Origin of the sequence: Clostridium drakei, assembly GCF_000633595.2 — a bacterium.
Lineage (GTDB): Bacteria > Bacillota > Clostridia > Clostridiales > Clostridiaceae > Clostridium_AM > Clostridium_AM drakei.
In genome coordinates this window covers 18,917-42,405 of record NZ_JIBU02000008.1, presented here as the reverse complement: position 1 = coordinate 42,405, position 23,489 = coordinate 18,917, and the positions used below count along the sequence as shown (strand labels likewise).

At 30.4% G+C, this 23,489-nt stretch carries 22 protein-coding genes, 1 tRNA gene, 1 pseudogene, 2 riboswitches and 1 other annotated feature; of the genes and pseudogenes, 2 read left to right on the top strand and 22 right to left on the bottom strand.

Going from position 1 to position 23,489, the window contains the following annotated elements:
- Positions 1-11: 11 nt before the first annotated feature.
- The 15 genes from grdA to EG57_RS0204155 all read right to left on the bottom strand — a co-directional run bounded on the left by grdA (position 12) and on the right by EG57_RS0204155 (position 15,089).
- On the bottom strand, positions 12-476 hold the full coding sequence (grdA, locus tag EG57_RS0204230; protein WP_082085123.1) for a glycine/sarcosine/betaine reductase complex selenoprotein A: 465 nt from the start codon (positions 474-476) through the stop codon (positions 12-14).
- Positions 477-542: 66 nt separating this feature from the next.
- Positions 543-1,829 (bottom strand): glycine/sarcosine/betaine reductase component B subunit, encoded by a 1,287-nt coding sequence (locus tag EG57_RS0204220; protein WP_032076036.1) that lies wholly within the window; start codon positions 1,827-1,829, stop codon positions 543-545.
- 208 nt (positions 1,830-2,037) lie between these two features.
- Complete coding sequence (gene trxA / locus EG57_RS0204215; protein WP_032076035.1) at positions 2,038-2,370, bottom strand: thioredoxin TrxA; 333 nt, start codon at positions 2,368-2,370, stop codon at positions 2,038-2,040.
- Positions 2,371-2,392: 22 nt separating this feature from the next.
- Positions 2,393-3,313: a thioredoxin-disulfide reductase gene (gene trxB / locus EG57_RS0204210; protein ID WP_032076034.1), complete on the bottom strand. Its 921-nt coding sequence runs from the start codon at positions 3,311-3,313 to the stop codon at positions 2,393-2,395.
- Between the two features lie 73 nt (positions 3,314-3,386).
- Positions 3,387-3,749: a GrdX family protein gene (locus tag EG57_RS0204205; RefSeq protein ID WP_414629339.1), complete on the bottom strand. Its 363-nt coding sequence runs from the start codon at positions 3,747-3,749 to the stop codon at positions 3,387-3,389.
- 160 nt (positions 3,750-3,909) lie between these two features.
- A riboswitch (glycine riboswitch) is annotated at positions 3,910-4,077 on the bottom strand.
- A gap of 391 nt (positions 4,078-4,468) precedes the next feature.
- Positions 4,469-5,929, bottom strand: coding sequence for an aminomethyl-transferring glycine dehydrogenase subunit GcvPB (gene gcvPB / locus EG57_RS0204200; protein WP_032076033.1), 1,461 nt, complete (start codon positions 5,927-5,929; stop codon positions 4,469-4,471).
- The gene (gene gcvPA / locus EG57_RS0204195) at positions 5,930-7,270 is read right to left on the bottom strand and encodes an aminomethyl-transferring glycine dehydrogenase subunit GcvPA (RefSeq protein ID WP_032076032.1); all 1,341 of its coding nucleotides are present in this window, start codon (positions 7,268-7,270) and stop codon (positions 5,930-5,932) included. It lies immediately after the preceding gene.
- 1 nt (position 7,271) lies between these two features.
- A complete protein-coding gene (gene gcvH, locus EG57_RS0204190) occupies positions 7,272-7,655 on the bottom strand; it encodes a glycine cleavage system protein GcvH (protein WP_032076031.1) in 384 nt (127 codons plus the stop codon).
- Positions 7,656-7,719: 64 nt separating this feature from the next.
- Positions 7,720-8,826: a glycine cleavage system aminomethyltransferase GcvT gene (gene gcvT / locus EG57_RS0204185; protein WP_032076030.1), complete on the bottom strand. Its 1,107-nt coding sequence runs from the start codon at positions 8,824-8,826 to the stop codon at positions 7,720-7,722.
- 126 nt (positions 8,827-8,952) lie between these two features.
- Positions 8,953-9,053: riboswitch (glycine riboswitch) on the bottom strand.
- Between the two features lie 117 nt (positions 9,054-9,170).
- Positions 9,171-10,010: a DegV family protein gene (locus EG57_RS0204180; protein ID WP_032076029.1), complete on the bottom strand. Its 840-nt coding sequence runs from the start codon at positions 10,008-10,010 to the stop codon at positions 9,171-9,173.
- Between the two features lie 14 nt (positions 10,011-10,024).
- A complete protein-coding gene (locus EG57_RS0204175; RefSeq protein WP_032076174.1) occupies positions 10,025-10,492 on the bottom strand; it encodes a tRNA (cytidine(34)-2'-O)-methyltransferase in 468 nt (155 codons plus the stop codon).
- 321 nt (positions 10,493-10,813) lie between these two features.
- Positions 10,814-11,560: an N-acetylmuramoyl-L-alanine amidase family protein gene (locus EG57_RS0204170; protein ID WP_032076028.1), complete on the bottom strand. Its 747-nt coding sequence runs from the start codon at positions 11,558-11,560 to the stop codon at positions 10,814-10,816.
- Between the two features lie 292 nt (positions 11,561-11,852).
- Positions 11,853-11,934: transfer RNA gene (locus EG57_RS0204165), tRNA-Leu, on the bottom strand.
- Positions 11,935-12,291: 357 nt separating this feature from the next.
- The gene (locus EG57_RS0204160; protein WP_032076027.1) at positions 12,292-13,761 is read right to left on the bottom strand and encodes a VanW family protein; all 1,470 of its coding nucleotides are present in this window, start codon (positions 13,759-13,761) and stop codon (positions 12,292-12,294) included.
- Positions 13,762-13,940: 179 nt separating this feature from the next.
- Positions 13,941-15,089 (bottom strand): VanW family protein, encoded by a 1,149-nt coding sequence (locus EG57_RS0204155; protein WP_032076026.1) that lies wholly within the window; start codon positions 15,087-15,089, stop codon positions 13,941-13,943.
- Between the two features lie 275 nt (positions 15,090-15,364).
- Here EG57_RS0204155 and EG57_RS0204150 point away from each other — a divergent pair, with 275 nt between their 5' ends.
- Both EG57_RS0204150 and EG57_RS0204145 read left to right on the top strand, forming a co-directional pair.
- The gene (locus EG57_RS0204150) at positions 15,365-16,357 is read left to right on the top strand and encodes an alpha/beta hydrolase (protein ID WP_032076025.1); all 993 of its coding nucleotides are present in this window, start codon (positions 15,365-15,367) and stop codon (positions 16,355-16,357) included.
- A 22-nt stretch (positions 16,358-16,379) separates the two neighbouring features.
- Positions 16,380-16,907: pseudogene (locus EG57_RS0204145) on the top strand (nicotinamide-nucleotide amidohydrolase family protein); the annotation flags it as partial.
- 86 nt (positions 16,908-16,993) lie between these two features.
- Here the strand turns inward: EG57_RS0204145 and EG57_RS0204140 are convergent.
- From EG57_RS0204140 to sleB, 7 genes are all read right to left on the bottom strand, one after another.
- Complete coding sequence (locus EG57_RS0204140) at positions 16,994-18,166, bottom strand: NAD(P)-dependent malic enzyme (protein WP_032076023.1); 1,173 nt, start codon at positions 18,164-18,166, stop codon at positions 16,994-16,996.
- A 51-nt stretch (positions 18,167-18,217) separates the two neighbouring features.
- On the bottom strand, positions 18,218-18,856 hold the full coding sequence (nth, locus tag EG57_RS0204135) for an endonuclease III (protein WP_032076022.1): 639 nt from the start codon (positions 18,854-18,856) through the stop codon (positions 18,218-18,220).
- A 178-nt stretch (positions 18,857-19,034) separates the two neighbouring features.
- Positions 19,035-19,730, bottom strand: a complete 696-nt coding sequence (locus EG57_RS0204130) for a lysophospholipid acyltransferase family protein (protein WP_032076021.1) — start codon at positions 19,728-19,730, stop codon at positions 19,035-19,037.
- 38 nt (positions 19,731-19,768) lie between these two features.
- Positions 19,769-20,743: a tRNA epoxyqueuosine(34) reductase QueG gene (queG, locus tag EG57_RS0204125; RefSeq protein ID WP_032076020.1), complete on the bottom strand. Its 975-nt coding sequence runs from the start codon at positions 20,741-20,743 to the stop codon at positions 19,769-19,771.
- A gap of 59 nt (positions 20,744-20,802) precedes the next feature.
- Entirely contained in the window at positions 20,803-21,393 is a 591-nt protein-coding gene (gene epsC / locus EG57_RS0204120) for a serine O-acetyltransferase EpsC (RefSeq protein WP_032076019.1), read from the bottom strand.
- Between the two features lie 17 nt (positions 21,394-21,410).
- Positions 21,411-22,319 (bottom strand): cysteine synthase A, encoded by a 909-nt coding sequence (gene cysK, locus EG57_RS0204115; RefSeq protein ID WP_032076018.1) that lies wholly within the window; start codon positions 22,317-22,319, stop codon positions 21,411-21,413.
- 130 nt (positions 22,320-22,449) lie between these two features.
- Positions 22,450-22,685, bottom strand: a binding site (T-box leader).
- Positions 22,686-22,775: 90 nt separating this feature from the next.
- Complete coding sequence (gene sleB, locus EG57_RS0204110; protein WP_032076017.1) at positions 22,776-23,483, bottom strand: spore cortex-lytic enzyme; 708 nt, start codon at positions 23,481-23,483, stop codon at positions 22,776-22,778.
- Positions 23,484-23,489 lie beyond the last annotated feature (6 nt).

Genomic DNA, 23,489 nt, shown 5'->3' with positions numbered 1-23,489 from the left:
ATTTTTACTAATTAAAATTTTGAATATTGTTCTCTTACAGTTTTAACTTCTCCAATAATAGCATCCACATCAAGAACCATTTCCATCATTCCACACTGTTCATCATAAACAGCAGCATCACATTCATCTTTTATTTCTGGTTCAACTATATGGTAAACTGCCAATCCTAGCTCTACTCCAGCAAGTGGACCTGCAAATGTTGGGTCTCCAGCACTTACTGTTTCTGCTGAAAGTCCTGAAGCTTCTGCCTCAGCTCCTCCAATTACTACAACTACATTTTCTGCACCATGTTTTTCAGTTAAATCTTTTACTCTTTGTTGGATCTCCAGATCCATAGCACCTGCGGCTGTTCAAACAAAGCACTCTGTTGATGCAAAAACCACTTCTGCTCCAGCTGATTTAACACAAGCTTCAATAGCTGGTCCTGGTATTCCATCTCTATCTCCTACTGCTATAACTTTTTTCCCTTGTAACATATATAATCACCCTTCTTTCAATAATTTTATATAAAGCCTATTACTTAAATTAGTAATTTTTAAAATTTAGAATCCTTTAGCTGTTAATTTATTAAATCCAACTTCACTAGTAGCTCCAGTTATAACTTGAATTTCAGCTTCTATAGAACCGTCTTCTCTTAAACTTCCTACATGTCCTCCAGCTATTACATTTGCTACTTCTGGATGTCCTATTATTTTTTTCATTGGTGGTAATACAACAACTTCATTAGCATTTCCCCCAGTAACTACTGCATCACCTTTTGGTGTTGAATCAGCTAATGATTGTGAACTTCCATCTTGTCCTGCATATTCATCTGTAATCAATACAGTTTTCACACCTAAATCGCTTATCTTGTTACAATTCATAACTAAATCTGCATCCGGATTACCAAAGCCTTCTTCTGATATAATTACTGCATCAGCTCCTAGATACTCTACTAACTTAGCAGTATAATTTGAAGATCTTTCCTTATCTGCAAGGTAAACATTCTCATTTGTTACGATACACCCTAAGAAATTATAATCTTTTCCATGATGCTCATATAAGTCTTCAATTACTGGATGATTCATATGAACATAACTTGGATTCTTATCGCAAGCAGATACACAGTTTCCACTTACAATAGCTCCATCAAACATTTCTGTTGGATATATAAATGTTGGTATTATTTTCTTTGCATCTACTCCATAAACATATGTGTCATGTAAAAGTCCTTGACTTTGGAGCATATAAACATATATTACTTTTGGAAGATTAGGATATTGCTTAACTTGTTCTAATAATGGCAATGTTTCATATGTCTTAATTTCATCTGGTTTTATGTCCTTTCCAGCTTGTCCAATATAAGTAGCAGCTTTAAATCCAACCATTCTTACTGCTTCTTCATGCTCATGCTGATTAATGCCTTCCTTTGGTTCACAAGTTATTACTAGGTTATTTGTCTTTGAAAATGGAGTATATTTTGCTCCTTCACCACTCATATCTATAATGCCTTCTTGGAATCCAACTATTTTTCCAGTAGTTACTATAGCTGCACCCTTTAACACATGAGTTCTTCCCGAACCAACCATATCTACTTTGCTTATAAATCCTGGGAATATACCACCTTTACCTTCTACCTTAACTCTTGGCTCGATAACATCTTTTACAGGTATTATTCTTGTTTCTTCGCCTGGTTTTGCAATGTCAAACTCAATACTTTTAAGTCTTTCATCTCCACCTACTTCTTTTAACAGCTCTTCCTTGTTTACATAAAGAATTCCACTTTCAACTTTTGTTTCAGCTCCAAATTGAATGTCCTTCACATAAATTTTTCCAACTTCTAAACGCAAAGTATTCACCTCCAAATTTATTTCAATAGGTACAAAATTTCCTATTGCTATCAATAATATTAATTGTTATAATTGTTAACTATTTTAATTTTTAATAGTATTAAATTTTACTTGTATTTTTTATCTATATATATTAGGATTTTAATGAACGTTACTTAATTTTTGACAAGGTGATGGTGATATTTCATCTAAATCTTGTCCTTTTTTATTATAATGTGTCATAATATGTTTTTATAAAACTTTCCACATCTTCTAATGAAGTAATTTTATCAGCAGTAATTGTATTTGCTTTCTCTCCATCTTTATAAATTATCATTGTTGGTAGACCCAATACTTTTTGTCCTATAGCAAGTCTTCTTGCAGTGCTTATATTTAAGCTTGAAAACTTTATTTTATCTCCATACTTTTCTTCTAGACCATGTACTCCTGGCATAAGTTCTTTACATATTTCACATTTGTCTCCCCAGAAATCAACAAATACTGGTTTTTCAGTGTAAGTTAAAACTTCGCTTTCAAAATTCTCTTTGTTTAATTCAATCATTTTTCTTGACCTCCTAAATATTTTATTTATGTTCTTCTAAATAACGCTCAGCGATAGTTGCTGCTATAGCTCCATCTGCTGCTGCAGTTATTACCTGCCTTAATGATTTTTTTCTTACATCTCCTGCTGCAAAAACTCCATCTACACTAGTTTGCATATCTTCATCTGTTACAATATAGCCATTCTCCATATTTAATTTTCCTTCAAATAGAGATGATATTGGATCATATCCTACAAATACAAAGCATCCATCTACTTTTAATTCACTAGTTTCACCTGTTAATTTATTTTTTAATATAAGTTTTTCTAATATTTCATCACCTACAGCCTCTTCTATAGTTGAATTCCAAATAAATTCTATTTTAGGATTAGCAAAAGCTTTTTCTTGTAATGATTTTGCTGCTCTTAGTGCATCTCTTCTATGAATTACTGTAACCTTTTCTGCAAATTTTGTAAGATATATTGCTTCTGTTATTGCGGAATCTCCTCCTCCTATAACAGCTACATCTAGCTCTGTAAAAAAGTCAGCATCACAAGTTGCACAATAAGAAATTCCTTTTCCTCTAAGTTCAATTTCATTTTTAAAGCCTGAAAGTTTAGGATTTGCTCCTGTAGCTATTATTATAGTTTTTGCTTCATAAGTTTCCTTTTTACCTTTTACAACTTTTATGTCACCTTCTAAATCTACTTCTATTATTTCATCCTTTGTAAATTTTGTTCCAAAATCTTCTGCCTGTTTTTTCATTCTCTTACTTAAAGTTGTTCCTGTACATTCCTCTATGGAACCTGGATAATTTTCTAATTCATCTGTAGTTGTTGCCTGTCCACCATACTTTGCTCTTTCAATAATTAAAGTATCCATTCTAGATCTTGCTGCATAAAGCCCTGCTGATAATCCTGCTGGTCCACCTCCTATTATTATAGTTTCATAAATTTGTGCCATAAAATTACCTCCTACCTTTTTAAAGTTAATACAGAAAATCTTCAATATTTAAAAACAAATTTAGCTATTAAAATTACATCAGTGCATGCTGCACTAAATCATAATCTATAAGCTGAAAATCTTCTATTACCTGCTTAGTCCAATTGGGTATTCCATAATTTTTTAAAAATTTTTCAGTAGTATGCACAGCTTCTTCTATATACCCTAAGGATTTCATATCCACCACACTGTGGCTATTCTTAGATATAACCACTGTTCTATATGGAGTTTCATTAGGTTTAATACTACTCATTAAAGGATGAGTCAATAATTCATGTCCTTTATGGATATAATCTCTAACCTTTGTGTACACATCCATAGTGGTACCATCTATGAAATCTACCTCATGTGCATCACCTAATTTACTGTTACTCATGGGATTATTTGTAATAATCATAACTGCTTCCACCACTTTTTACTCTCCTTTTATAAAAATTGAACATGAGTAAAGCTTTACTTTACAAAAATAAAAACAGAGACATAAAACTTCCGTTTTATGTCTCTGTCCTTTAACCTGAGAGATTTACTCCTTCGGTGCTTAACGCTTCCCAGAGATTTGTCCGTTTTCGGTCCTTTTGCCTGAGAGGTTCATATTATTACGGTAAAACAATACTTACTCCTTCGGCTATCCATTAAAGGATACTATATATTTAAAATATATAGCTAAGCAAACTCTTAAAGCAAAACTTTGTTAAGTTTTATACTTAATCTCCCGAAAACATCATCCTAATATATTAAGTTTTTTAATAATCTTCTTTTCAATTATCATTATATATTATAGGCACATTTTTTTCTATAATTTTTGAAAACATTTACTATTGTATTTATTTATAGCATTTATTCCGTTTTTGGATACATGATATCCATTTTAATCCAAATATTATGCAATTATCTGTATTTACTGACTATTGCTTGATCCATTTTCTGATATATGAATAAGTAAATTCACATTATCAGTTAAAATGCTATACATTGCAACATAGCAAAATAGCATTTATTTGAAATTAAATTTACAAATAAATGCTATTTATAGATTATTAATTATTATTAGTAATTATTTTTTTAACAATTTTATATTATAATCTTATTTAATGTGGACTATTTAGGGTATATTACCTAAGCTTTCTTACTATATTTGATCACAGGATTCCTAGCAGCTTTTACTTCATCTAATCTTTTAATTGGTGTGTTATGTGGTGCATTTACTAATATTTCAGGATTTTCTCTAGCTTCTTCAGCTATTTTTATCATAGAATCTATGAAGCCATCCAAAGTTTCCTTACTTTCTGTCTCTGTAGGCTCTATCATCAATGCACTATCAATAATTAAAGGAAAATATATTGTTGGTGGATGATATCCATAATCTAATAATCTTTTAGCTACATCAAGAGTACTAACACCTTCAGGTGCATCTTTTAAACCTGCCATTACAAATTCATGTTTACATATATTATCTATAGGTTGATTATAATAATCCTTTAATTTACTTTTTATATAATTGGCATTTAATACAGCTATGTCACTAGCTTTTTTAAGTCCTTCTGCTCCCATTGTAAGCACATAGGAGTAAGCTTTTACTATAACATTAAAATTACCATAAAAACTTTTAACTTTTCCAATAGAATAAGGCCTGTCATAATTCAAAGTATATTTTTCCTTTTTCTTTTCTATAATAGGTATAGGCAAAAATTCAGCTAACCTCTCTTTTACTCCTACAGGACCACTTCCTGGACCTCCACCTCCATGTGGTGTTGAAAATGTTTTATGAAGATTCATATGAACTACATCAAATCCCATATCTCCAGGTCTTGCTTCTCCCATAATAGCATTTAAATTTGCACCATCGTAGTAAACAAGTCCTCCTGCTTCATGTACCATATCTGATATCAATTTAATATTTGAATCAAAAAGGCCTAATGTATTTGGATTTGTTAACATTAATCCTGCTATTTCATCATTTAATACAGATTTTAAGGATTCTATATCCACAAGTCCTTTTTTATCAGATTTTACTTCAACTATAGTGAAACCAGCCACATTAGCACTAGCAGGATTTGTTCCATGGGCAGAATCAGGAACTATGATTTTTGTTCTTTTCAAGTCTCCCCTTTTTTTATGATAAGATTTAATTATCATAAGTCCTGTAAGCTCTCCATGAGCACCTGCTGCTGGCTGAAGTGTAACATAATCCATACCAGCTATTTCTGAAAGTTTACTGCTCAAATCATACATTATTTCAAGTGCTCCTTGCACGGTATCCTCACTTTGATATGGATGAATATTTAAAAATTGTGGATTAGAAGCTATATCTTCATTTATTTTGGGGTTGTATTTCATTGTACAGGAGCCTAGAGGATAAAAGCCATTATCTACTCCATAGTTTTTATTCCCAAGAAGCGTAAAATGTCTTATTACATCTGGTTCACTGACTTCTGGGAGTTCTACATCACTAGTCTTTAGCATATCTTTAGGAATTAAATTTTCAACAGCCTCACATTCTACATCACATTTAGGAAGCGTATAAGCAACTCTTCCTGACTTTGAAATTTCAAAAATCAATTTATTGTATTCCTTCATTTATACTCCCTCCATTACACTTACTAATTTATCAATCTCCTGAGCTGTCCTTTTCTCTGTTACGCAGAAAAGAAGTGCATTTTTATAGGAAGCATAATCTCTACTCAAAGGATAACCTCCAAGTATTTTATTTTTCAGCAATTCACCATTTATAATTGCCGGTTCCTTTTCACTTACTAATGCAAATTCCTTAAAGAAAGGTTTATTAAATAAAGGTTTAAACTTTCCTGAATTAATAACTTTATTAAAGGCATAATGAGCTTTTTGTGTGCTTTGATAAGCTACTTCCTTGATTCCTTTTTTACCCATAGTAGTAAGATATATCGCTGCAGCCAAGGCATTTAAAGCTTCATTTGAACATATATTAGAAGTTGCTTTTTCCCTTCTTATATGCTGTTCCCTTGCTTGCAAAGTTAAAACAAAGCCTCTTCTTCCATCCAAGTCTTGGGTCTGTCCTACTATTCTTCCTGGCATTTTACGCATAAGCTTTGCTTTAGTTGCCATAAAGCCAACATATGGACCTCCAAAACTCATATTATTTCCTAAGCTTTGTCCTTCACCAACTGCTATATCTGCACCTAATTCTCCTGGAGATTTCAATATGCCAAGAGATATAGGGTCCACACTCATAATAAGTAATGCCTTATTGTCATGAGTAATTTTTTCTAATTCTTTAACCTCCTCTATTATTCCAAAGAAATTAGGATTTTGTAATATAACTCCAGCTGTTTTGTTATCTATAGCTGATTTTAATTTTTCTAAATCAGTGACTCCATCCTCCATATCTATTTCTATCAATTCTATATCTTTAAATTTTGTATAAGTTTCTACTACCTTTCTAGTTTCTGGATGAACAGTTTTGGATACTAATATTTTCTTCTTCCTTGTACTATCTACTGCCATTAAAGCTGCTTCTGTACAAGCAGTTGCTCCATCATACATAGAAGCATTAGCAGCATCAAGTCCTGTAAGTTCACAAATCATACTTTGATATTCAAATATGCACTGTAATGTCCCTTGGCTTATTTCTGCCTGGTAAGGTGTATATGCAGTATAAAATTCTGATTTTGAAACTATATGTTTAATTAAAGCTGGAATGTAATGATCATAAGCACCTGCACCTAAAAAGCAAGTAAGTTCACTTGTGCTTAAGTTCTTATTAGCTAAGGTATCTAAATATCTTAAAAGTTCTAATTCTGATAATCCCCCTGGTAAACTTAAACTCCTTTTAAGTTTTATGCTTTCTGGAATATCTGAAAAAAGTTCATCTAATGAATTTAAACCAATACTATTTAGCATTTCCTTTTCATCTTCAGGAGTGACAGGTATATATGGAAACATACTATTCCTCCTTACCACACAAGTCTTCATAAGCCTTGCTATCTATTAAATCATTTAGCTGTACTGTATCTGAAATGCTAATCATTATTATCCAATTCTTATAAGGATCTTCATTTACTAATTCAGGTGAATCAACCAAGTCTTCATTTACTTTAACTATTTTTCCGCTTATAGGCATATATATGTCTGATGCTGCTTTTACAGATTCAACTACTCCAAACACCTCTCCTGAATTTAATTCTGAATCAACTTCTGGAAGTTCAACAAATACAATATCCCCTAAAGAGTGCTGAGCAAAATCTGTAATACCTATATATGCCTTATCTCCTTCAACTTTCACCCATTCGTGATCCTTACTGTACTTTAAATTTTCTAAAATTTTCATACTTATTCCCCCTACCTAATATAATTTTTTTAATATTTCTATGTTTTAACCAACATTAATCAACTTACTTTTTATAATTCTTTTTATAAAATTTCTTATCTATTATTTCAGCCTTAACACCCTTATTTCTAATTATAATTTCTATTTCTTTTCCCAAATTTGCATATTCTGCTTTTACAAGAGCAAGTCCTATATTTTTATTTAAAGAAGGTGATTTATATCCTGTAGTAACAAATCCAATTTCCTCATCATTTACTTGAACCTTATAACCATGTCTTGGAATTCCTCTATCCTTCATTTCAAATCCAACAATTTTTCTTTTTAATCCTTGAGATTTTTGTTTCATCAATGCTTCCTTGCCTATAAATTCATCCTTATTTAACTTTACAAAAAAACCAATTCCTGCTTCCAAAGGGCTTATATCCTCCGTAAGTTCATTGCCATACAAAGGCAAACTTGCTTCAAATCTCAAAGTATCTCTACATCCAAGTCCCACAGGTATGAGTCCATCCTCTTTTCCAACCTCTAGAAGTTTAACCCATATGCTTTCCCCGTCTTTAGCATTACAAAATATTTCAAAGCCATCTTCCCCTGTGTACCCCGTTCTTGATACCATACAATCAATATTATTGACTTTTACATTTCTTTCACAGTAAAAAAACTTTATCTTTTCTAAATCTATATTTACAATCTTCTGTAATATCATCTGGGCTTTTGGACCTTGAACAGCAAATTCACAAATATCTGGAGATATGTTTACAATATCTACATCTAAATTATATTTGTGATCCATCATCCATTTAAAATCTTTATCTATATTACCTGCATTAATAACTATATAAAAATAATCATCAGCATATTTATACACTAATATGTCATCTACTGTTCCTCCATTTTCATAACATATTGGGCTATAGAGTGCCTGATTATTTTCTAATATGGAAGCATCATTAGTAATTATGTTTTGTACAAATTTCAGAGCATCTTTGCCTTTAACTTCTACTTCTCCCATATGTGATACATCAAAAATACCTGCTGCATTTCGTACTGCTTCATGTTCAGCAACTATACCTTGATATTGAACTGGAAGTGCCCATCCAGCAAAATCTATAATTTTGCCTCCATACCTTGGATAGACATCAAACAATGGTGTTTTCTTCAAATCCCCCATAATTAACCCCTCCTTGAATTATATATAAAAAAAGACATAATGATACTTCTATCATCATGCCTCTGTTTAACACTGTTAGTTGTGTAATACAATCTTAGGAAAATATATACTCACTATTCAGAGTTCCATCCAGTATAAATCCCTTTGCCTGAGAGTTTTTATAAAAATACTTCTTTTTATATTTCCCCGACGGCTATCCACTTAAAGATATCTCTTTATACCTTCATCTGTCTTTATTTAATTATAAACAAACTTTATAGCTTCTATTACATTATATTATATAGCTATGCTTTTTTCAATAGCTTTTAACTTATTTGTTATAAATTTCAAATTTAAGTTTCTAATTAAAAATCTTCTATAAAAAACACACCACAAGCACCTGCTCCTGCATATACTCCAACTACACATCCAACTTCACATTCAATAAACTTATTATTTTTTTCTTTCAAATCTTCTCTTAGATTATCTAAAATATCTTTATTTTCTACATGCAAAAGTACAGAGGTTTCCCCCTGCTTTATACCCTTTTTATCTAAATAATCTAGTATAAATCTTATAGCTTTTTTACTTCCTCTTACTTTATCTATTACAATCAATTCTCCATTTTCTATGGAAATTATTGGTTTTATTCCTAAGATATTTGCTATAGTCCCTGCAGTTTTAGATATTCTACCACCTTTAATCAGATTGTCCATTGTTCCAAATGCCAATACACTTTTTACATGAGGAATTAAATTTTTAATTTCTGTTTCTATATCATATATTCCTAAACCTTTTTCTTTTAGTTCAGCTGACTTCATTACTAAAATTCCAAGCCCTGATGTAACATTGAAGCCATCTATTACTACAATATCTTCTGTTTCTAATGTATCTTTGGCTATACAAGCTGATTGATAAGTACCACTTAATTTTGACGAAATATGTATTGATACTATCTTATATCCTTGATCAAGATATTTTTTATAACACTCCATAAATCTTTGTGGATTTACCTGTGCTGTTGTTGGAAAATCTTTATTTCCATCCATTTTAGACAACAGTGTATGTAAATTTATTCCCACACCATCTTGATAAGTTTCTTCACCAAAGCTAACAAGGAGTGGAAGTACTTCAATATCATATTTTTCTATTATATACATTGGTAGATCTGATGTACTATCCGTTATTATCTTTATTTTTTCCATACCTTAACTTCCTCCTACTTCATGGTTGGAAAATCCATTTGTCTTAATGCCTCATACGCAACAACAGCTACTGTATTAGACAAATTTAATGATCGAGTTGTAGTATTTATCATAGGTACTCTTATACATCTTTTAGGATCACTTTCTCTTATATAATCTGGAAGTCCACAAGATTCCCTGCCAAATACAATAAAATCTCCTTCTTTATATTCTACCTCATGATAAAAATTATCACCATGTGTAGTAGAAAAATAAAAATTTGAATCCTTATATTTTTCTCTTAATTCTTCATAGGATTCATATACGTTAAGATCTAGGTATTTCCAATAATCCAATCCTGCTCTTCTTAAATGTTTCTCGTCAAGACTAAATCCTAAAGGTTTTATCAAATGAAGCTTACAATTTGTAAGCACACAGGTTCTCGCTATATTACCTGTATTTTGTGGTATTTCTGGTTGAAATAATACTATATTTAAATTCAAAACATTACCCAACTTCTGTACAGCATAACTCAAATTGTCTCTATTCAAAGCTGAAAATTGGGTTTCCACCTACCTTTCACTTTTAAAATTACAATATTTCTTAGTTGAAAGCAAATAGTAGATAGTTAGAAAAGTCATCTCAATCTTATTATGTTCTCTTACTATCCAATATTAATTGCAAATTGCTTTAAAATCCCCTTAAATAATCGGAATTTAATAGTTTTATATGAATATATTATCTCATAATAACACAAGAACAAAAAGGTGTAAATATAATACTTAATTTTATATATGATAAAGCTAAGTTTCTAAGTAAAACCTTTATGAATCTGAACTTTGTTTTAAATATTTTATTATACCATTTGATATGTTTTCAGATAATCTTTTTAAAACTTCATCTTTAGATAGCTTGTCCCTATCTTCACTATTAGTTATAAAACCACATTCTACTAATGCACAAGGTATTTTACTATATCTTAATATTGCAACATTCTGCTTTTTTATCCCCTTGCTTTCCCATTTATCACTTTTTACAGCTTCCTTCTCTAAAATATTTGCCAATTTTATTCTTTCATCTTTTTGGTAATCTTGTACATCATAATACAAAGTAGTTATTCCTTTAAAGTTTGCATCACTAATAGAATTTACATGAATAGATACAAATACAGTTCCAGATGATGCATTCACCCTTCTTCCAATTTCCTTTAAAGGTATAAGCTCATCCTTATTTCTTGTAAGAACTACTGTATATCCTTTGCTTTTTAAATATGCTTCTGCATATTTTACCATCTTTAAAGTTAAGTCTTTTTCATACAAATTTTTATAGCTTGTACCATTATCAATTCCACCATGTCCTGCATCTAATACTATTACATCTTTGCTTATATTTTTATTTATATTAGTAGCAGCTGATTTTTTTGTTTCACCTTTATCTACAGCCATTACTACAGGTTGAACTTGTGACAATTGACCTTTATTCACATTTATTACAGTTCTGTCAAATAATAACATAAATAAGGTAAAAAAAATACAAGAAAATGTGAATTTTTTTCTATTTGCAATTCTCATGTTTTAATCTCCTTATACTTTTTAATTCATAGTTATCAATAAATAAATATGTATTTTTTCTTTGTAACCATTGGAATATAAAATATTTATAACTTATAAATTGAGTATCAAGTATTTATATTATAACATCTATTGCTAAATTATTCCATTAATTTAACAATAAATTTATGAATTAAATAAAAAGTGCACCAGCCACTCAAACAATTTTTAAGTTCTGGTGTATAGAATTTTCTTTATTATATTTCAAAATATATGTTTATACCATAGTGATCTTTTGATTACAAATATTTCATGGTGCGGGTAACAGGATTCGAACCTGCATGATTTCTCACTAGAACCTGAATCTAGCGCGTCTGCCATTTCGCCATACCCGCTCACATCTTTAGAACAACAACCTCATTTTACCATATATAAGCATTTTATGTCAATTTAAGAATACTCACTATATAATTTGTATTTATAGATAGCTATTTAAATTTTACATAATAAGCATAACGCGAAGCAAAACGAGCCTCCAGGAATTTAATTAAAGATTTTTTTAGTGTAACGGAAAAAAAATCCACATTAATTATTAATTCTTCATTTTTAACTATTAGCTAAAAAAAGTTGCTTCGCAATATTTTTAAATTATTAACCATTTAGTAATGAAGTTTATATAGTTTAAAGATATTTTATATATTAAAAGTGTCACAAGATTATTTATAGCTACATAAATAATCTTATGACACCCATTAATTTTTAGGAGCACTTGGTGTAGTACTTGGCTGAGCAGATGGTGTTGGTGGTGTTGCAGCTGGTACTGCTGGCGGAATAACTGGCGTGGTTTCTGGCTTTTTAATTCCTCTTTTTATTATTCCTTCTACTGGCTCATAATAATCATCTGTAATTGTTTCTCTGCTAATTAATTTTCCATCTTGTGTTGTAGTTTTTGTTACTTTAACCTTATAACCTGTTGAAAAAGGTTTTTCAACTTCTGTTTTTCCTTCTGGTAAAGTAGCATCATCTTGATATTTGATATTTGGTTCTACTGTTTGATAAACATTTGAACTTAACTCTGTTACTGTGCCTGCTAAAGAATTATTGGAGTACACATTAAATAAAACAACTCCACCTGAAGCATCCCCTTCTATGTATATAGGGTATTTTAATGTATTTTTAAACTTGTAATCCAAGTTACCATAATCTACTGTGGCATCCATACCCAATTTTACGTAATGAGATGGTAATGAGTGATGAGTTCTCTCTACTGATTTTATATTTGCTCTAATCACCGCATTATACAAAGTACTTGAAACCTGACATATGCCTCCACCCAAGCCTGAATCCACTTTATCTCCTACAATTATAGGTGCAGCCTCATATCCTCTTTCTGCAGTTCTCTCTCCTACTATATCGTTAAAGCTAAAGATATCTCCTGGCATGAGTATTTTTCCATTTATGCTTTTTGTGGCTAAAACTATATTGTTTTCCCTTTCAGGTGAAGATATACTTCCGTACTCTGTACTAAACTCACCTATTTTATAATTTATACTAGAAATTTTATCACCTGTTATTTTTGCATTTACTGCCTGCATAGGTGCTTTTATATCAATATCATGATCAATTTCTCCATTAATTTTAGATGAAAGTTCCTTCTTTAGTTTGTCCTTCTGAAGTGTTTCACCCTTCTTCTCTGGAACTACTTTAATATTCCCTTGACTAATATTCAAAGTTGCATCTACAGGTGCTTTATTTACCTCTTTTTCAATACTATCTATAAATTCATTTACAGGTTTATCATCATACACAAGCTTTAAATCAAACTTCTTAGTAGATGAAAGTTTTATAAGTTGGTATTTTTTTAACAGATTTCTATCCTTACCATAATTGAAAGCTTGATTTATAGCACCATCAATATCATATTTAGGATTTATTTTTGAAAAATCTAATGTATAATTCCTTGCATCCGTCTTAATATTTAATTTCTTTTTTATAATTCCAACTTTATATTTTTTTTCTATTATACTTTTAGCTTCCCCCTTTGTTTTTCCTGACAAATCCTGATTTTCAATTTTTACTCCTGGATATATTCGATTACTCCAGGCTTTTGCAGTATTGTACTGATATATTGTAAATATTATCATACCTACTATTACTGCCGCACCAATTAGCACTTTTGATAATATGTTGTTTTTTTTCATACTATCATTGCTTTTTACCATGGAATCACCTCTTAATCTACTACATAACTTATACTAATATTCTATAATAAGTGTAAGCTAAGTTTTTAATAATTTTAACTAATCTTAAGGTAGAATCCATATTACGTAGGTCTTTCCTATCTTAAGTAAGTTTTATTCACACATATTTTAATTATACTATAAAAATCACTTAATTTGAATTAGTTTTTCATAGAAGAATTAGAATATAGATTAAATATTATATTTCTACTAGATATATACGCTTGAATGTATACAGGATACTGATATATATTCTTAAATTTATAATCTATGTTTCCATAATCAACTGTAGCATCCATACCTTGCGGAACATAATGTACTGGCATAGTATGATGTTCTCTCTCTATAGAAGTCATTCCAGATCTATTTACTGCATTATATAATGTAGTAGATACCTGACATATTCCTCCTCCTAATCCTGATTCTAGCTTATTGCCTATAATTACAGGCGCCGGTTCATAACCTCTTTCTTCTGTCCTTTCACCAACTGTATCATTAAAACTAAATACTTCACCAGGCATAAGTATTTTCCCATTTATACTATTAGTTGCTAATGCTATATTATTAGCTCTTTCTGATGAAGAAGCTGCATAATTAGTAGAGTATGTCCCAATTAAGGCATCTATGCTTTTTAAAGATTCTCCTTTTATCTTTGCAGGTATTTGTTTAACCAATGCAGTGACATTAACATCCTGCACTATACTTCCATTCATTTTACTAAAAGTTTCTTTTTCTAATTTATCCTTTTCTAACTTTTTTCCATTCACTTCAGAAATCACATTTAAATTACCTTTACCTATTTCTAATGATGCATTAACAGGATCTTTATTAACTTCTGATTGAATATTATTAATTAATTCTTTTACTGGTTTTTCATCATAATAAAATTTCAAATCAAAATTTTTATCTTTACTCATTTTTAACATTATATATTGTACAAATATATTTGAACTTTTTCCATAATTAAAAGCAGTATTTATCACATCATCAATATTATATTTGGGAGATATTTTTGAATAATTTAAAGTATAAACTTTACCTTCTACATTTATATTTATATTTTTTTTAATTATTTGTTCTGAAAAATTATGTTTCAATATCTCTTTAGCTTCATCCCTAGTTTTTTCTGAAACATTTACTCCCCCTATTGTTACTCCAGGATACATCAATCCATTCCAATATTTTATATAATTATAATTATAAGTTATATACCCACAAGCAGCAGATAATAAAAGTATTGCAAATATCATAAAGGGCACTGCAAGTTTACTTTTTCTGGCTCTTTTTCTACCTCTCCTATTTCTTCTCATGGTTATCCTCCCCCACACAATTTTCCACTGTTATTATACTATAGAATTATTGATTTTTGTATTTTTATAATGTCATTATTAAATAAAAACTTTTTAATATTGATAACACATTGTTAAAAAAATTCAAAAATTCCAATTTAACATAATAAAATTAAAGTGTTATAATTTAATAATAAATTATTCATTATTTTTGTTTAAAGTATGTTATATTTGTAATGATTTTAACACTCTCAGAAATTCAATAATTATATATTAACGGAGGAAGCCTTTATAAAATGCATGAAGTTTCTAATATACAAAATGAAACTAAAGTCAAAATCAAATCAAATCGAATAAAAACAATCATTATAATTATAATATTTATTACTTTTACTATAGTTAACTCAGCTGGACTATTTATAGGCAATTTAATTTATACTAAAGCCTGCCTTGAACAAACTAGTAAGGGTGTAGCTAATTTACATGAAATATATAAAAATACCTTTGATAACAATAGATTTTTAAAACTTCCCAAGGAAAATGTAGTTATAAATTCTAAATATGGATATAAACTAAGTGGTACTTATATACTCAATCCTGTAAAAACAGAAAATACAGTAGTAATTGTACATGGTATAAGAGGCAGTCGATGGGAATCATTGAAATATGCTGATATCTATTTAAACAAAGGATTTAATGCGGTTGTTTATGATTCTAGATTTAGTGGTGAAAGCGGTGGAAATGACATAAGCTTTGGTTTTTACGAAAAATATGATTTAAATGAATGGATAAAGTGGGTACATAGTAAAAATCCTAATGGTATAATAGGTGTTCATGGTGAGTCCATGGGTGGCGCAACTGCACTACTTCATTCAAAACTTAATGAACAAAGCAAATTGGTTAGTTTCTATGTATCTGATTGTGCCTATTCTGACCTAGGAAATCTTTTAATGTTTAGGCTTAAAGAGGATTATGGCATAAAAAACAAATATCTTGAATCAATAATCGTTACATATACAAATATAATTGCTTACGCACGTTCTGGATTTACATTTTCTCAAGTATCACCAATAAACTCTATTAAGGATGTAAAAACCCCTATAATGTTTGTACATGGAGATAGTGATAGTTTTATTCCTTTTTCAATGAGTAATGATATGTATTATGTAAAACCTGGTAAAAAAGCTATATACATAGCACCTTATAGCGGACATGCTCAATCATACCTATATAATAAGAAAGAATATACACAAAAAGTTTATGACTTTTTGAATAAAAATATAAAATGAATATATGTTTGGAGGCTTAAAAATGGAAAACAAAATACACCAAAAAGTTGAAGATGATATATATAGCAAAGATTCAGTTAATCTTGAAGATATTATAGGGAAATTACTTACAGATAAAAAACTTACTATATCTACTGCTGAATCTTGCACTGGTGGATTAATAGCTGCTAAATTAGTAAACTATCCTGGTATTTCCTCCGTATTTATGGAAGGTGCTGTAACCTATAGTAATGAAGCTAAAATGAATAGAATAAATGTAAGTAAAGAAACTTTAGATAAATTTGGTGCAGTAAGTAAAGAAACAGCTGCCGAAATGGCAGAAGGTATTGCAAAAACTTCTGATACCAATATAGGATTGTCCACTACGGGTATTGCAGGTCCTGGAGGTGGAACAAAAGAAAAGCCTGTGGGATTAGTTTATATAGGACTTTATATAAATGGAGAAATTAAGGTAAAAAAACTTCTATGTGATGGGGATAGGCAAATGGTCAGAACACAAGCTACCATAACAGCCCTAGATTTACTAAGAATAGAACTACAGATACACTAATCAATCTGCAGCAATAAAAAAATTAAAGCTAGAAGGTATTTTCATTTACCTTCTAGCTTTATCCAAATTAACTATTATAAATTCTATTAAATTCTTGCTACTTTCATTTCTCTAGCTATTCTTTTCACTTCTTCTGCTACAGATTTACACACTCTCTTATCAAAAGCATCTGGAATTATATAATCTTCTGTTAATTCCTCATCTTTTATTAAACTAGCTATACCTCTTGCTGCTGCTAGTTTCATTTCATCATTTATGATCTTTGACCTTACTTCTAGAGCTCCCTTAAATATTCCAGGGAATACTAAAACATTATTTATTTGATTTGGAAAATCTGAACGTCCTGTAGCAATTACTCTTATTCCAGCTTCTTTTGCAGCATCTGGCATTATTTCCGGTGTTGGATTAGCCATTGCAAAAACTATACCATCTTTATCCATTGATTGAGCCATTTCCATAGTAAGTGCTCCTGCTGCTGATACACCTACAAATACATCTTTTCCTCTTATTACTTCTGCAAGAGTGCCTTGTTTCTTATTTCTATTTGTAACTTTAGCTATGGCTTGCTGTGCTGGATTTAATTTAGAATTTCCTTCCACTAATGCTCCATTTTTATCACACATAGTTATATTTTGAGCTCCTGCTTTTAAAAGAAGCTTACATATAGCAATTCCTGCTGAGCCTGCTCCATTTATTACTATTTGAACTTCTTCAAGTTTCTTTTCTACAAGCTTTAAGGCATTATAAAGTCCTGCAAGAACTATTATAGCAGTTCCATGTTGATCATCATGAAAGACAGGTATATCAAGTTCTTTTTTCAACTTTTCTTCTATGTAAAAGCACTCTGGTGCTTTTATGTCCTCAAGATTTATTCCTCCAAAAGTAGGTGCCATTGCTTTTACAATATTCACTATTTCATCTGGATCTTTACTATCTAAGCATATAGGAAATGCATCTATACCACCGAACTCTTTAAATAATAAAGCCTTTCCTTCCATGACAGGTAATCCTGCTGCTGCACCTATGTTACCTAAACCAAGCACTGCACTTCCATTAGTTACTACAGCTACAGTATTAACTTTCATAGTATAATCATAGGCAGCATCTTCATTCTCAGCTATTTTAAGACAAGGTTCTGCAACACCTGGAGTATATGCTATTGATAAATCCTCTTTAGTTTTTAACTGAACCTTGCTCTTTACTTCTAATTTTCCTCTGTTTGCTTTGTGCATTTCCAATGCTTTTTCTTTAATGTTCATTTTATGTTACTCCTCTCAAACTCAAAATTTATAAAACTAGCTTTATTACCCTTAAGCACTTGTGTCTCCTCCACTAAAATGCTCACAGTAAGGTGCCAATGGACATTTTTTGCAATTGGGTTTTCTAGATTTGCAAATAAGTCTTCCATGCCATATCAGATAATGGTGAGTATCACTCCACATATCTCTTGGAACATTTTTCATAAGTCCCTGTTCTACTTGTTCTGGGGTATCTCCCTTTGCAATCCCAAGTCTGTTAGATACTCTAAACACATGCGTATCTACAGCTATAGCTGGTACTCCAAATGCATTGGACAAAACTACATTAGCAGTTTTTCTCCCAACCCCTGGAAGCTTTAGGAGTTCTTCCATGGTGTCTGGCACTTTTCCCCCATTTTCTAAAATAGCTTTAGTAGCACCTAATATATTCTTACTTTTATTCTTATAAAAACCACAACTTCTAATTTTCTCTGATAATTCTTCTTCTGTTAAAGTTATCATTGCTTCAGGAGTATTATATTTTTCATATAATTTTCCTGTTACCATGTTCACTCTTACATCAGTACATTGGGCTGATAATATTGTGGAAATAAGTAATTCATATGGTGATTTAAAATTAAGTGCACACTTTGCATCAGGATATGTTTTACTTAATATTTCCAAGACTTTATTTATATTTTTTTTATTCATATCTATCACCTACACTTAGTGAATTTTGTGAAAAAATAATCTATGTCTTTAATACTTTAAAGATATAGATTATTCATCAAGTGATTCTTAGACTCAGGTAGAGCTTATTTATGAGGAATACCTCTTGCCAAAGCAAAGCTCGTCAAATGTTTAATCTATGTAAATTAAACTTAACATTTTAACGATAGACACCTCTATAAGACTCAGGAAGAAGTTCTGCAATTTTCTTCATCATAAAACTTACAGATCTTTCTTCATAAGTATGTTTATCTTCGTTTTCCATCTTTTCTGGAACTTCGATTTGTTTTCCTATATTTAATGTAACTTTAGCATAGTTAAATCTCTCTGATCCCATATCTTGTTGTATAGGTAATAATTTTTCTGTTCCGTGAATTCCTAAAGGTATTATAGATGCCTTACTTAGTTTTTGTACTAAAAAAACACCTCTCTTAGCTTCTATCATAGTAAAAGTTCTACTTCTTGTACCCTCAGGAAATATAAGTACATTATTACCTGCCTTTAGAGTCTTTACGATTTTAGATATAGAGTCTTTATCTGCTGTATTAGGTCTTATAGGTATAGTTTTAGTCATGCTCATTCCTAAATTCGTTAAAGGGTTTTTTGAAAGCTTTATGCCTGCTACAAAGGTTATATCCTCTTCTTTAAGGTATTTGTTTATAACTAATGCATCCGAATTACTCAAATGATTACATATAAATAATATAGGTCTTTTTACATCTTTCAAATTTTCCATACCATTAATTTGAATATTTGCATATTTTTCAACATAGCCATATATCAGTTTTTTACATAAACGTTCTAAAAGTCCTTTAGGAAGATAGCTTATAATTTTAGCCATTCCAGGAGAAATCATAATAAAGTCCACCTTTCATATTATCTACATACTATAAATTATAGTTTGAAATGGTATAAAAGTCTATTATAATAATTTTTTACATAAAGAGAATTAATTTCTTTTATATTTATATTCCTCTTCATACTTATTATATTAATTAATGCATTTCTTTGCAGTACATTTTTTCCTCTCCATCCACATGAACTTTTTGAATATTTGTTTAAAAAGATTCTTTTATCTATATTTGCCAATTCTTCTAAATTTATTACTTCCATAAAATCATAGGGTCTAAATTCTTCTATATTAGAAAAACTAGCTTTTTTATTAAAAGGACATATTCTCTGACAAGTATCACATCCAAAAATTCTTCCTTTTAATTTATTAAACCATTCATCATCTATTTCTTTTTTCTGGCTAATATACGAAAGACATATATTAGAATTATTCTCATTTCTTATAGCTCCTGTGGGACACGATTTTTGACACAAATCACAGTCTTCACATTTACACTCCATAGGTTCATCTTCTTCTATTGATATATTAGTTATTATTTCTCCCAAAAATACATAAGACCCATATTTCTCTGTAATAATCATATTATTTTTCCCTATAAATCCTATACCACAGAGTTTAGCTATATACCTTTCTGGTAGGGAATTACTATCCACAAAATAAACAGCCTTACCTGACATCTCCTTTTCTATAAGGCTACATATATTTTTCAAATACTCAGATACTACTACATGATAATCCCTTCCCTGAGTATATTTAGAAAAACCTACTTGCTGCTGAAAATCATTATTAAAAAGATAAGGGAATGCAATAGAAATTATAGTTTTTCCATCTTTCATATACATAAATGGATTAATTTTTTTATTTATATCTTGCTCTTCAAATTCATTGATTAATGACATACTTTTTCTATGTTCAAAATAATGCTTTAGCTCTTCAAAAACTCTACATTTTGTAAATCCTATTGTATCTAATCCTATGTCCTTACAATAATTTATAATCATGCTTTTATAATTCAAATATTAACACATCCTTTTTGATCAATATAATAGAGTACAGATAAATCTGTACTCTATTGTTATATTACCATTTCATTATATATCTTTTTTCTTTGCCCTTGGTAGTCTTTTATTTCTATTATAGGATTAGCCTTATTATATATAATTCTAGCTGGTATTCCAACTGCTGTTGTATTTGAAGGAACATTTTTTAACACCACTGAGTTAGCTCCTATTTTTACATCATCTCCAATAGTTATAGGTCCTAAAATCTTAGCTCCTGCTCCTATTGTAACATTACTGCCTACAGTTGGATGTCTTTTTCCTTTATCTTTACCTGTTCCACCTAAAGTTACTCCGTGGTAAAGAGTAACATTATCACCTACTTCAGCAGTTTCTCCTATAACTACACCCATTCCATGATCTATAAACATTCCCTTTCCAATTTGAGCTCCAGGGTGTATTTCTATCCCAGTAAAAAACCTAGATAACTGTGATATTAGTCTAGCCATAAAGAAAAACTTCTTTTTATATAAAAAGTGAGCCATTCTATGGTGTATAAAAGCATGGATACATGGGTAAAGGATAAATACTTCTACTGGATTTCTTGCTGCAGGGTCATTCTTCATTGCACTTTCTAAATCATATTTAAGCGATTTAAATGGATTCACTTTTAACACTCCCTTTTTTAATATAGTCCCATAGATAGATATTTTTCTCCTCCATCTGGTGCAACAGTAGCTACTTTTTTACCTTTCCCTAACTTCTTAGCAAGCTTTATAGCTGCTGCTATATTTGCTCCAGAAGATATTCCTACTAAAATTCCCTCTTCCCTTGCCATAAGTCTTGCATATTCAAAAGCTTCTTCATCAGATATAGTCATAACTTCATCTACAAACTCTTTTTTGTAGATATCTGGAACAAAGCCAGCTCCTATTCCTTGTATCTTATGTGGAGATGCTTGACCTCCTGATATTACAGGTGATTTTTCAGGCTCTACTGCAATTATTTTTATAGTTTTATCTATTTCCTTTAATCTTTTTCCTACTCCTATTAAAGTTCCACCTGTACCTACACCAGCAGTAAATACATCTACACTATTTAAATCTTTAATTATTTCATCTGCAGTAGTTTCATAATGCTTTAATGGATTTGCTTCATTTATAAATTGTTGAGGTATATAATATCCTTCTTTTCCTTTAACTATTTCTGAGGCTTTTTCTATAGCACCTTTCATTCCTTTAGCTCCTTCTGTAAGAACCAGCTCTGCTCCATAAGCCTTTATGGTGTTTCTTCTTTCTACACTCATAGTTTCAGGCATTACAATTATAACCTTATAACCTTTTAATTTACCTATCATTGCAAGTCCAATTCCCATATTTCCACTAGTAGGTTCAACTATAGTATCACCTTTTTTTATAAGTCCTTCTTTCTCTGCTTTTTCTATCATACCTAATGCTGCTCTATCCTTAATGCTTGCTCCCGGATTGAATTTTTCAAGCTTTACATATACCTCTGCTGAATTTTCATCAACTATATTATTAAGTTTAAATAAAGGTGTTCCACCTATCATTTCTATTGCATTATTATAAATCATTTTTTCTACCCCCATTAATCTTATTTTTATTTTTTTACTTATTTGTTTTAAATTTACATCAAAGTAGTATATAATCTTATAATTCAAGTTCAAATCTTATTTTGAATACAAAAAAACTCCATCTCTATATAAAAGAGACGAAGTTTAACTCCGCGGTTCCACTCTAATTAGATTAACAAAAATCTCACCTTTTTCAAGCACAGCGCTATGCTCTATCACTATAACGGGCAAACCCGGTGCAGCCTACTTAATTCGGTACACTACTCCAAAGGGCACTTCGCTTAAAATTCCTTTAGAAACCTTTCAGCTATGGCTTCCTCTCTTTAAAATTTCATTTAAGTTACTTTCCTTTTTCAAAGTATTTCTGAGTGTTTTACTATGATTTCTATATTTCTATTATATTATTATTTTCAATTTTGTCAATACACTTTTTAAGCTAATTCATATAATTTTTTTCTATTTACAAAATCTATGACTTCCTATAACCTTAATTAATGGTCTTGACCATATCCAAGCACTAGTTGCTGTAGATGGATTAAAGTAATATATTGCTCCACCTGAAGGATCCCATCCGTTCAAGGCATCCCTAGCTGCATTTATAGAACTTTGTTCCATATTTGCATGTATTTGACCATCTACTATAGCTGTAAAAGCACCTGGTTGGTAAATAACCCCTGCTATTGTAGAAGGAAATTTTGGATCTCTTGTTCTATTCAAAATTACTGCTCCTACTGCCACTTGACCTTCGTAAGGTTCTCCTCTAGCCTCTCCATTTATCAGTCTGGAAAGCAATGTTACATCCTGATTACTTGAACTATTACTATTTCCTGCTGATGCCGCCTTAACACTATATATACCTAATGCTTTAAGGGTAGAATCTCCTACAACACCATCTACTTTCAATCCATTTTTAGATTGAAATTTTTTAACAGCTGTAAAAGTCTTATATCCATATACACCATCAACACCACCATCATAATAATACCATGCCTTAAGCTTACTTTGTATTTGTGAAACTACTCCACCTTTAGATCCATAGTAGTAAGCTACTGCATTTACAGCATTATTATAAGGAGCCACATATAATGTAGTGGAAACATATGTAATTATAATCATAAGTGCACAAATCGCTTCTCGCCTAATCTTTAAAATCTTTTTTGTCATACCAAC

What these genes read in the sequence shown, in the direction of transcription:
- trxB (WP_032076034.1), bottom strand. Translation starts at nt 3,313, where the DNA reads ATGGCACAAATTTATGAAACTATAATAATAGGAGGTGGACCAGCAGGA.
- gcvH (WP_032076031.1), bottom strand. Translation starts at nt 7,655, where the DNA reads ATGAAAATTTTAGAAAATTTAAAGTACAGTAAGGATCACGAATGGGTG.
- EG57_RS0204170 (WP_032076028.1), bottom strand. Translation starts at nt 11,560, where the DNA reads ATGAGAATTGCAAATAGAAAAAAATTCACATTTTCTTGTATTTTTTTT.
- EG57_RS0204155 (WP_032076026.1), bottom strand. Translation starts at nt 15,089, where the DNA reads ATGAGAAGAAATAGGAGAGGTAGAAAAAGAGCCAGAAAAAGTAAACTT.
- EG57_RS0204205 (WP_414629339.1), bottom strand. Translation starts at nt 3,749, where the DNA reads ATGATTATTACAAATAATCCCATGAGTAACAGTAAATTAGGTGATGCA.
- gcvPA (WP_032076032.1), bottom strand. Translation starts at nt 7,270, where the DNA reads ATGTTTCCATATATACCTGTCACTCCTGAAGATGAAAAGGAAATGCTA.
- EG57_RS0204160 (WP_032076027.1), bottom strand. Translation starts at nt 13,761, where the DNA reads ATGGTAAAAAGCAATGATAGTATGAAAAAAAACAACATATTATCAAAA.
- EG57_RS0204130 (WP_032076021.1), bottom strand. Translation starts at nt 19,730, where the DNA reads ATGATTTCTCCTGGAATGGCTAAAATTATAAGCTATCTTCCTAAAGGA.
- EG57_RS0204150 (WP_032076025.1), top strand. Translation starts at nt 15,365, where the DNA reads ATGCATGAAGTTTCTAATATACAAAATGAAACTAAAGTCAAAATCAAA.
- gcvT (WP_032076030.1), bottom strand. Translation starts at nt 8,826, where the DNA reads ATGGGGGATTTGAAGAAAACACCATTGTTTGATGTCTATCCAAGGTAT.
- gcvPB (WP_032076033.1), bottom strand. Translation starts at nt 5,929, where the DNA reads ATGAAGGAATACAATAAATTGATTTTTGAAATTTCAAAGTCAGGAAGA.
- EG57_RS0204180 (WP_032076029.1), bottom strand. Translation starts at nt 10,010, where the DNA reads ATGGAAAAAATAAAGATAATAACGGATAGTACATCAGATCTACCAATG.
- cysK (WP_032076018.1), bottom strand. Translation starts at nt 22,319, where the DNA reads ATGATTTATAATAATGCAATAGAAATGATAGGTGGAACACCTTTATTT.
- EG57_RS0204140 (WP_032076023.1), bottom strand. Translation starts at nt 18,166, where the DNA reads ATGAACATTAAAGAAAAAGCATTGGAAATGCACAAAGCAAACAGAGGA.
- nth (WP_032076022.1), bottom strand. Translation starts at nt 18,856, where the DNA reads ATGAATAAAAAAAATATAAATAAAGTCTTGGAAATATTAAGTAAAACA.
- sleB (WP_032076017.1), bottom strand. Translation starts at nt 23,483, where the DNA reads ATGACAAAAAAGATTTTAAAGATTAGGCGAGAAGCGATTTGTGCACTT.
- trxA (WP_032076035.1), bottom strand. Translation starts at nt 2,370, where the DNA reads ATGATTGAATTAAACAAAGAGAATTTTGAAAGCGAAGTTTTAACTTAC.